Here is a 10,865-nt window from a genome sequence, read left to right as displayed (position 1 = left end):
GACGGCCAGCCTCGGGCCGTCTTCAGGAATTCGGTTTGTTCTTGAGCTTGCCCAGCAATGTCTCGAGGGACTTCTGATTGAGCGCCTTGGCCAACGGGAAGTCGGACGGCATCAGCGCACCGGCCTGGGGATCGAGGCAGTGTTCGAGCAGCGCTTGCAGGTGCTTGAGCAGTTGCGCAGGCAGGTCGCGGTCAGCGACCGGGTTGGCGCTGTGCCAATGCAGGTTCAGCACGCCATCCTCCAGCCATGCCACCACTTCACGGGCATGGCTGACGCGGTTAACCAGAGCCACCTCCGACGGCGCCGCCAGCGAGCTGGCACGCAACCAACCTGGCGAGGTCTGCTCGTGGCCCAGGTAGTTGAACAGCACATCACCGCTTCCTGCCGGCAAGTCGCCCCGCAGGCGCAGCAAGCCGTGCCCAAGGCCCTGGCCGGGGACGCCGCGCAGGGCTTCCTTGGCTTGACGCACCCAGTCGCCGACGGCGCCACGGGCGTTGACACGCAGCGGGAACAGGGTGGTGAACCAGCCCACGGTGCGGCTGACATCCAAGCCCTCAAAGCCGGCATCGCGGCCATGACGCTCAAGGTCGACGACGATGTCCTGGCGCTGTTCGGCTTGCGCCAGGGTGGCAACCAGAGCAGCGATCAGCAGCTCTTCCGGCTGGGTGCGGTAGGCGGCGTGGGACTCGGTCAGCCATTGGTGCGTACGCGTGGCATCCCAACGGGCCGACAGGGTCTGACGCTCGGCGATCGTGGCCTGGGGGCGCGGATTTGTTGCGACCTGACTGGCCCAATAACGCTGCTCCGCGGCGACTTTGCCGGCGTGCGCATGCATGTGCTCGGCCCATTGGCGATAGGACGTGGTTTTTGCCGGCAGGCTAGCCGGTGTGCCGTTTTCCAGCGCCGCATACAGCTGCTGGAAATCTTCCAGCAGCGGCGCCCAGGACACGGCGTCGATCACCAGGTGATGGGCAACCAGGTACAGGCGTTGCGGCGCGCCGTCGAGCAAGGCGGCGGCGAACAACGGGCCATGTTGCAAGTCCAGGCTCTGCGCGACGTGCTGCAGCTGTCCCACGTCCGTGGCTAGCGTCAGCCGGGCCGGTTCGACGGCTGCGATATGGGCTTGCCATTGACCGTCCACTTCGATGAAACGCAGGCGCAATGCATCGTGATGGGCGATCAGTCGATCCAGGGTGGCCTGGACCAGCGCCGGTTGCAGCACGCGGTCGCTGTCCGCCAGCACCGATTGGTTCCAGTAGGCGGGCTGCGGTTGCTGCTGATCGAAGAACCACTGGTGCAGCGGCATCAACGGCATCGCACCGCTGACGTCTCCTTGCTCGGCCACCGCCAGCAACGGTGTGATCACCAGCGCCAGGCCCGCAGGTGTCTGGGCGCGGAACAGGTCTTTGGGCGTCAGGGCATAACCCTGGTCGCGCAGTTGCGAAATCAGCTTCAAACCGAGAATTGAATCGCCGCCCAAGGCGAAGAAACTGTCGGCCGTACCGACCACACGCCCACCGGTGAGGCCGTCGCCAAGCACGTCGCTGAACAGCTGGCAGACCAGGCTTTCCAAGGCGTTACGAGGGGCGACTGGTGCATGTTGGGACGGCGGCAGTGGCAACGCGGCCAGGGCTTTGCGGTCGAGCTTGCCGTTGGTGGTCAGGGGCAGGCTCGGCACTTCGACCCACACCGCGGGCACCATATAGGCCGGTAATTCTGCACTGAGGGCCGCGCCCAACTCCGATTGCGGCGCATTGCTGCTGTAGAACGCCACCAGACGATTGTCGATCACCAGTGTGCACGCGCCAGTGATGCCCGGCTGACTCAGCAGGGCGGCATCGACCTCGCCGAGCTCGATACGTTGGCCGCGCAGCTTGACCTGATGGTCGAGGCGGCCGAGGTAATCGATATTACCGTCAGCCAGGAAGCGGCAACGGTCGCCGGTGCGATACAGGCGCTCACCGTTGACCATCAGGAAGCGCTCGGCAGTCAGGTCGGCGCGCTTCAAGTAACCCCGTGCCACGCCGACGCCGCCGATGTACAGCTCGCCGATGCTGCCAATCGGCAGCGGTTGCTGGGCATCATCGAGGATATGCAGGCGCAGGTTGGCGATAGGCTTGCCGATTGGTACGAGCGTGTCGTTGACCGAACAACGCCATACCGACACGTCGATGGCCGCTTCGGTTGGGCCGTACAGATTGACCAGCGCGGCCGGGTGCTGGGACATGAACCGCTGCACCAGATCCACCGGCAACGCCTCGCCGCTGGCAAACACCTGGCGCAGGCTGCGGCAGTTGACCAGGCTCGGCTCTTCGACGAAGACCCGCAGCATCGACGGCACGAAATGCAGGGTGGTGACCTGTTCCTGCTGGATCAACTGGCTCAGGTAGGCCGGGTCGCGATGGCCATCCGGACGCGCAACCACGAGGGTTGCGCCGGTGATCAGCGGCCAGAAGAATTCCCATACCGACACGTCGAAGCTGTACGGGGTCTTTTGCAGCACGCGGTCATCCGGGCCAATCGGGAACGCGTCCTGCATCCAATGCAGGCGGTTCATCAGGGCGCCGTGTTCGTTCATCACGCCTTTGGGCTGGCCGGTGGAGCCGGAGGTGTAGAGCACGTAGGCCAGGTCGCTGGCCTCCACGCTCAGCGGCTCGCCGTTTTCAGCCGCGGGCAGTGTTTCCAGGGTCCAGGCGGTATGCCCGACGGGCAAATGTGGCAGCCATTGCGGTTGCGTCAGCGTCACCTGGGCCTCGGCGTCGGCAATCAGGAACGCCAAACGTGCAGCCGGCAGCTCAGGATCCAGCGGCAACCACGCGGCACCGGCATGCACCACACCGAGCAAGGCCACGACCATGTCCACCGAGCGCTCCATGCACACCGGCACAATCGACTCGCGACCGATGCCCGCCGCACGCAAGGCACGGGCGACGCGTTGAGCGCGCTGGTCCAGCTCGGCGTAGCTCAGGCGCTGGCCTTCAAACACCAGCGCCGGCGCGTTCGGTGTCAGGGCGGCTTGCTGGCTCAGGGCTGTACGCAGGTCTTGCGGGCCAGGGTAATGACGCTCAGTGGTGTTCCACGCCAACTGTTGTTGACGCTCTGCGACGGCCAACGGCGACCAGTCAGTCAAACGCGTCTGTGGCGCTTCCAGCATGCTTTCCAGCAGGGCTTGCCATTGCGCCAGCCAACGCTCGGCGGTGGCCTGGGTAAACAGTGCGCTGCGGTATTCAAGCAATACCGACAACACCTCGCCGTCATGCACTTCCCAGTTCAGGTCGAACTTGGTGGCGTCGGCCGTCACCGCACGTTCGCTCACCTGCAACTGCGGCCACTGGCTGGCACCGGTGTTGGCGTTCTGCATCACGAACAGCACTTGGAACAACGGTGTCTGGCCAAGGCTGCGTTCCGGTGCCAGGTGTTCGACCACCTGATCGAACGGCACGTCCTGATGCTGTTGCGCATCCAGAACGGTGTTGCGCACCTGATCGAGCAGACCGATGAAGTCCAGGCCCGGCGCCAGGTCGGCGCGCATCACCAAGGTGTTGACGAAGCACCCGATCAGCGGTTGCAACTCGGCCAATGGCCGCTGGGCCACCGGGCTGCCGAAACGCACATCGCGCTGGTTGGCGTAGCGCCCCAGCAGCAGTTGCGCGGCGCTGAGCAGCAGCATGTACAGCGTGGCGCCACGTTGCTGGGCAAACTGGCGCAAACGACCGCTCAGTTCTGCGGGCAACTGCAGTTGGACGGAACCGGCACGCGGGTCAAGGACGTGCGGGCGTGGCTGGTCGGTGGGCAGTTCCAGTTGGTAACTGCCGTCTTCCAGCTGAGTGCGCCAGTAGGCCAATTGGCTGTCGAACAGCGCTTGCTGGGCAGACTCGCGCTGCCAGAGCGCGTAATCCGGGTATTGCAACGCCAGCGCCGGCAGGTGGGCGGCGTGGCCCTGGCAGTCGGCGCTGTAGCACTGGGCCAATTCGTCGAGCAGGTTTTGTGTGGAAGCATCGTCTGTCGCGCAGTGATGCAAGGTAAGGACCAGCAATGCCTGGCGGTTGCGCTGAAGCAACGCGGCGCGCATCGGCACCTCGTGCGCCAGGTCAAAGCGCTGCGCGGTAGCGGCCTGGATCGCGGCGTCGGTCAGTTGCTGCCAGCGTTCATCGCTGACAGCATCCCACTGCGCCACCGCCAATGTCAGTTCACCCTGCGGCTCAATCACCAACGCCAGCTCGCCGTCGGCTTCACGCAGGATGCGACTGCGCAGGATTTCGTGACGTTGGATCACGGTGTTCAACGCTGATTGCAACGCCTGGACATTCAACTCACCGTCGAACTGCACGGCGCTGACGACGTTGTATTCGCTGGCGCCACTCAGTTGTTCGAGGAACCACAGGCGCTGTTGTTCGAACGACAACGGCAAGCGCGCCGGGCGAGTCATGGGGACGAACGTCGCGGCAGGTGCTTGCAGCGGTTGCGCCAATAGCGCCGCCAAAGCCTGCAAGGTGGGGTGTTCAAACACCGCGCGCAGCGGCGGCACCGTGGAAAATTGCTGACGCAGGCGGGCAAACAGCACGGCCGCGAGCAACGAATGGCCACCCAGGTAAAAGAATTGGCTGTCTCGCCCAATGGCGCCCAACGGCACATTCAATAGCTCTGCCCACAAGGCCGCGAGCTGGCGTTCGGCGTCGGTGCGCGGCGGGTCTTCGGCGTTCGGTTCAGCCTGGATATCTGGTGCGGGCAGGGCCTTGCGATTGAGTTTGCCGTTGTCGGTCAGCGGCAGTTCGTCCAGCACCACAAACGCCGACGGCACCATGTAGTCGGGCAGGGCGGCGCCAAGACGGTTACGCCAGGCATTCATATCGGCCGGTTGATCACAGGTGACGTACGCCACCAGGCGCTTGTCGCCCTGTACGTCTTCACGGGCCAGTACCACCGCCTGGCGCACGCCGGGTTGTGCGCCGATCAAGGCTTCGATCTCGCCCAGCTCGACGCGGAAACCGCGGATTTTCACCTGGTGGTCCATGCGCCCGAGGTATTCCAGCTGGCCGTCCGGCAGCCAGCGCACCAGGTCACCGGACTTGTACATGCGCGCCTGCGGCAGTGGCGAGAACGGGTCGTTGATAAACACTTTGGCGGTTTGTTCGGCGCGGTTGAGGTAACCCAGGGTCACCCCGGCGCCGCCGATATGCAGCTCGCCAGGCACACCCACCGGCATCGGATTCAAGAACGCATCCAGCACATAGGTGCGTACGTTGGCGATTGGCCGACCAATGATCGGCCGTTGCGGGAAGTCGTCCACCGCGCATCCGGTGGCGTCCACGGTGCACTCGGTTGGGCCGTAGGTATTGAAGAAACGGCTGCCGCTGATCGACGGCAAACGCTGCCACAGTTGCGCGTCCACCGCATCACCGCCAAACAGCACGAAGCGCGGCAGGTAGGTTTCACCACGGCGCACGCCGTCGGTTTCGAGCAGGCTTTTAAGCTGCGCCGGGGTGCATTCGAACGCGTCCAGTCGGGTTTCCTGGAAGAACTGCGCCAGTGCTGCAGGGTCGTAGCGCACGTCTTCCGGCGTCAGGTACAGGCTGTGGCCGTCGAGCAGCAGAATCAATTCCGCCACCGAGCTATCAAAGGCGAACGAATAGTTGAAGCTGGTGCGCATCGGCTGGTCGGTGTAGCGGCGATACAGGCCATGGATCCGCGCCCAGGCCAGGTTGACCACCGACGTGTGGGTGACCAGGGTGCCCTTGGGCTTACCCGTGGAGCCCGAGGTGTACATGATGTAGGCCAGGTCATCCGGGCCGGCCAATGCTGCGGGGTTGCTCTCAGGCTGAGCGGCCAATAGCGCGGCATCGGCGTCCAGGCGCAGGCGCGGCAAGTCGCCGCCCAACTGTTCAAGCAGGCCCTGCTGGCCGAGGAACAGCGCGGGTTGCGCATCTTCGAGCATGTAGGCCAAGCGTTCGGCCGGGTAGCCAGGGTCCAGCGGCACATAGGCGCCACCGGCCTTCAGGATGCCCAACAGGCCGATCAACAACTCCAGGGAACGCTCCACACACAACGCCACCGGGCAATTGGCGACCACCCCTTGGGCGCGTAGGTAATGTGCGACCTGGTTGGCACGGCGATTCAGTTCGGCGTAGCTCAGGCGCTGGCCTTCAAAGCACAACGCATCGCGCTGCGGCGTGCGTTCGGCCTGCTGTTCAAACAACTGGGCGAACGTCAGGTGCTGCGGCACGTCCATTTCGGTGCGGTTCCACTCGACCACGGTGCGCTGCCATTCAGCCGGCATCAGCAGCGGCAAGGCGGCGACCGGGCGTTGCGGCTCGGCGAGCATCTGTTGCAGCAGGTGTTCCAGGCGCGCGAGCGTCTGGCGGGCGCTGTCCTGGGTGAACAGGTCAAGGGCGAACATCAGCTCCAGCTGAATCGGCGCATTGGCCGGGCACAGCACGTGCAGGTCCAGGTCGCACTCGGAGTGCTTGAGCGGCGTGTCCAGGGCTTCGAAGGCCAGCCCCGGGAATTGCAGGCGGGACTCCATGGCCAATTGCTGCGCGACCATCACTTGATACAGCGGCGCATGGCTGAGGCTGCGCGGCAGTTGCAGGCTGTCGACCAGTTGTTCGAAGGGCAGGTCCTGATGCTGCAGGCCTTCGCGCAGCCGCGTGGCGACCTGGCTGACCACGGCGCTGAAATCCGCCTGGGCGGTGAAGTCGGCACGGATCGCCAGGTTGTTGAGCAAGATCCCCAACAGAGCTTCGGTGCCCGGTTGCTCGCGGTGAGTGACCGGTGTACCGATCAACACCGTGGCATCGCCGCTCAAGCGGTGCATCAGCACGGCAAAGCCCGCGAACACCACGCTGAACGGCGTGGTGCCGAGGCGGCTGGCCAGCGCCTGCACGCGGCCACTCAAGTCGGCACTCAGCTCGCGTTTTACCAGGCCGGCGAGATAGCTCTGCACCGAGGGCCGAGGATGGTCGGTGGGCAACGCCAGCAGCGGGCTGGCGTCCTGGTCGCGACGGTCGAGGGTGCGGGTCCAGTAATCCAGTTGGCGCTTGAGTTCGGCGCCTTGCAGATGGTCACGCTGCCACAGGGCGAAATCGGCGTATTGCAGCGGCAACGCCGCTAATTGCGCCGCGCTGCCGTTGCAACGGGCCTCGTAACCCAAGGCCAGCTCACGCAGGGCGATGGTCGCCGACCAGGCGTCGGAGACCAGGTGATGCAGGGCGATGCCCAGCACGTGTTCGCCCGGTGCCACTTTGAGCAGGCGGGCGCGCAGCAGCGGTGGCTCGGTCAGGTCGAAGGGCTGTTCAAAGGTGGCTTGCAGCGCCGTGAATTGCGCGCCTTCACGGGCGGTTGCGCCCAGGCCGGACAGGTCTTCAAACGGCAGTGCAACTTCCAGTGCGTCGCTGATGTGCTGGCTCGGCACGCCATCCACGCTGCGGATACCGGTGCGCAGGATCTCGTGGCGCGCGAGCAAATCATTCAGGCTGGCGTTCAGCGCCGGGACGTTGAGTTCACCCTTGAGGTGCAGGGCAAACGGGATATTGAACAACGTGGTGCCTGGGGTCAGTTGTTCGATAAACCACAGGCGTTGTTGCGAGAACGACAACGGCAGCAGGGCAGGGCGCGCCTTGGCGTGCGGCGTGTCGAGGGCGACGGCTTGCGGTGCAGCCGCTTGCGCTTCGCGTTCGGCGATGGCCACGGCCAGCAGGGCGACGGTCGGCTGTTCGAACAGCACGCGCAACGGCAGGTCGAGTTTGAACTGGCTGCGCAGGCGCGCGACGATCTGGGTGGCCAGCAGCGAGTGGCCGCCGAGGGTGAAGAAATTGTCCTCCACGCCGACACTGTCGCGTCCGAGTACGTCGGCCCACACCTTGGCGATGGTGGCTTCGTGTTCGTTGCGCGGCGCAAGGCTTTCCCGGGTATCGGCCTGCCAGTTCAGTTGCAGCGCGGCCAAGGCTTTGCGGTCGACTTTGCCGTTGTTGTTCAGGGGCAAGCGTTCCAGGCATTCGAACGCGGCCGGGACCATGTACGGCGGCAGTTGTGTGCGCAGGTGTTCGCTCAGGCCGGTGCTGCCCAGCGTGTCGTCGTGGGCTGACCAGTAGGCCACGAGCCAGGCTTCGCCCGCGCTGTTCTCGCGCAGCAATACCGCGGCTTCACGCACGTTCGGGTGCTGGGCCAGTCGGTGTTCGATTTCGGTCAGTTCGATGCGGTGGCCACGCAATTTCACTTGCTGGTCGCGACGGCCGAGGTACTCGATCACGCCGTCGGCGCACCAGCGGCCGAGGTCGCCGGTGCGGTACAGACGACCGTCGATCTGTGGGTGCTGGATGAATGCCTCGGTGGTGCGCTGCGGGTCGTGCAGGTAACCACGGCCGACGCCGACGCCACCGACGCAGATTTCCCCAGCCACGCCGATTGGCACCGGGCGCAGGGCCTCATCGAGCACATACAGGCGGTTGTTGGCCGTGGGTTGGCCTATGGGCATATGGCTGACGTTGGCGTGCGGCGCCTGGGTAATCGGCTGGAACGCCACGTCGTCGGCGCACTCGGCTGGGCCGTAGGCGTTCATCAGCGCGATGTCCGGGAAGCGTGCGAACCAGTCGCGCGCCACGGTCGGCGGCAGCGCCTCGCCAGTCGGTAGTACCCAGCGCAGGTCAGGCAACTGAAGGTCGCACGGGCACAGCGCAAGCAGCGTGCGCATCAGGCTCGGGACGATTTCCAGTACGTTGAGGCGTTCGCTGGCCAGCACTTGCAGCAGGCGTTGCGGATCGTGGGCCACTTCGTCCGGCAGAATATGCACGGTGGCGCCCAACACCGGCGCCGCGAGAAATTGCCACACGGAAATATCGAAGGCCACCGAGGCGGTCTGTGGAATACGGTCATTGGCGCTCAGCCCCAGGGCCGGGACTTTACCGAAGATGTTATTGAGCATGCCGCGCTGTTCGATCATCACGCCCTTGGGCGTACCGGTCGAGCCCGAAGTGAACAGCACGTAGGCCAGGCTGTCCGGGCCGCCGGCCAGCGTGAATGGCGCGTCGTTGGGCGTGTTCCAGGCGGCTTCGGCGAACAGGGCCGTAGGCGCGTGCTCGAGGCCGCTGAGCAGTGGGTCGAGCAGGCCACGGCACTCTTCACTCGCCACCAGCAGCGGGGCGCGGGACAGGTTGAGGATCTCGCGCAGACGCTCAGGCGGGTGGTTGACCTCCAGCGGCAGCATCGCGGCGCCGGCCTTGAACACGGCAATCATGCTGGTCAATAACGCCAGGCCACGGGGGGCGACCAGCGCGACCAATTGATCGGCACCCGCACCGGCTGTGCGCAGGGCCTGGGCCAGGCGCGTGGCACGCAAGTCGAGCTCGGCATAGGTCAGGGATTCGCCGGCGCAGATCGCGGCAATTTGATCGCCACGCTCGGCGACCTGGGCGGCAAACAGCTCGGCGTAGCTTTTATGCAGCGGGAAATCGTGGGGGTTGAGTGCCCACTCGCCAAGCAATTGCTGGCGCTCGTCGGCGGCCAGCAGCTCGAAGCTGCCCAGCGGCGCTTCAGGCGCGGCGAGCATGCCGCGTACCAGGCTGGCCAAGTGGCCGAGCAGGCGCTGCACCGTATCCGCTTCAAAACGCTCGCGGTCGTAGGACACGCGAATGCCGAGTTGCTCGCCGGGCAGGATCACCACGGTCAAGCCATAGTGGGTGTGCACACTGTGGTCCATTCCGTCGAGGCTGAACTCAAAACCACCGTCCAGAATCTGTTCATCGATCGGCGCGTTTTCAAACACCAGAATGCTGTCGAACAGCGTTTCGCCACGGGGGAAATCGCTCCAGCCCTGGATATCGGTCAGCGGCGTGTGCTCGAAGTCGCGCATCTCGACGTTCAGCCCCTGCAACGCCGTGAGCCAGTCACCCAAGGTCGCCTGCGGGTCGACGCTGACCCGCAGTGGCAGGGTGTTGATGAACAGGCCAATCATCTCGGCGACGCCGGTCAACTCAGCGGGGCGCCCCGCCACGGTGACGCCGAAGACCACGTCACGCTGGCCGCTGTAGCGCGACAACAACAGGGACCAGACGCCCTGGAAGAAGGTATTGGGAGTGATCCGGCGGTGACGGCAAAAAGCGGCCAAGGCCTGGGTGTCGTCTTCGCTCAGATGGATCAACTGGTCGGCCACCCGCACCGCGTCGGTGTAGCGGTCGCGGCTTACGCCGTTGTCCACGGTCAGCGGCGTGGGTGCGTTGAGCCCCTGCAATTGGCCGCGCCAGAACTGCTCAGCCTTGCCCGCGTCCTGGCGTTGCAGCCATTGAATGTAGTCCCGAAATGGGCGTGGGCTTTTGATCTGTGGCGTACGGTCGTTGCACAGTGCTTCGTAGACCTTGAGAAAGTCCACGGTCACCAGGGAAATACACCAGGCGTCCATCAGAATGTGATGGAAACTGCGGATGAACTCATAGGACTCATCCGCCAGGCGCACCAGGCGGAAGCGAATCAAGGGTGGCTTGGACAGGTTGAAGCCGATTTTCTGCTCGTTTTCGAGCAGGCTGCGAATCCGCGCCTCCTGCTCATGGGGAGCCAGGCCGCGCAGATCGAGGGTGTCCAGCGGCACCTTGACCTCGCGGTGGATCACCTGCACCGGTTGCTTCTGGGTTTTCCACTGGAAGCTGGCGCGTAGCGACGGGTGCAGCGCCACCACCTGGCGCCAGGACTCAAGGAACGCGCCTTCATCAATGGCCCCACCGATGCGGTAGCGATCCTGCATCAAATACACGCCGGAGTCTTCATGCAGCAGGGAATGGAACAGCATCCCTTGTTGCAGCGGTGACAGCGGGTAAACATCTTCGATCGGATTGCTGGTGGTCTTTTCGGTGGTCATTCAAAACGTCCTGCAGAAA

1 protein-coding gene is annotated in these 10,865 nt (G+C 64.7%); it reads right to left on the bottom strand.

Annotation, left to right across the window (positions count from 1 at the left end; all coding sequences use genetic code 11):
• Window positions 1-22 precede the first annotated feature (22 nt).
• Complete coding sequence (locus tag BM403_RS25675) at window positions 23-10,846, bottom strand: non-ribosomal peptide synthetase (RefSeq protein WP_093545647.1); 10,824 nt, start codon at window positions 10,844-10,846, stop codon at window positions 23-25.
• Between the last annotated feature and the right edge of the window lie 19 nt (window positions 10,847-10,865).

The sequence above is a fragment of the Pseudomonas sp. OV546 genome, assembly GCF_900116845.1.
In the GTDB taxonomy this organism is placed as follows: Bacteria; Pseudomonadota; Gammaproteobacteria; order Pseudomonadales; family Pseudomonadaceae; genus Aquipseudomonas; species Aquipseudomonas petroselini.
Note: the sequence above shows the minus strand (reverse complement) of the source record. Positions and strands in the feature narration are given on the sequence as shown.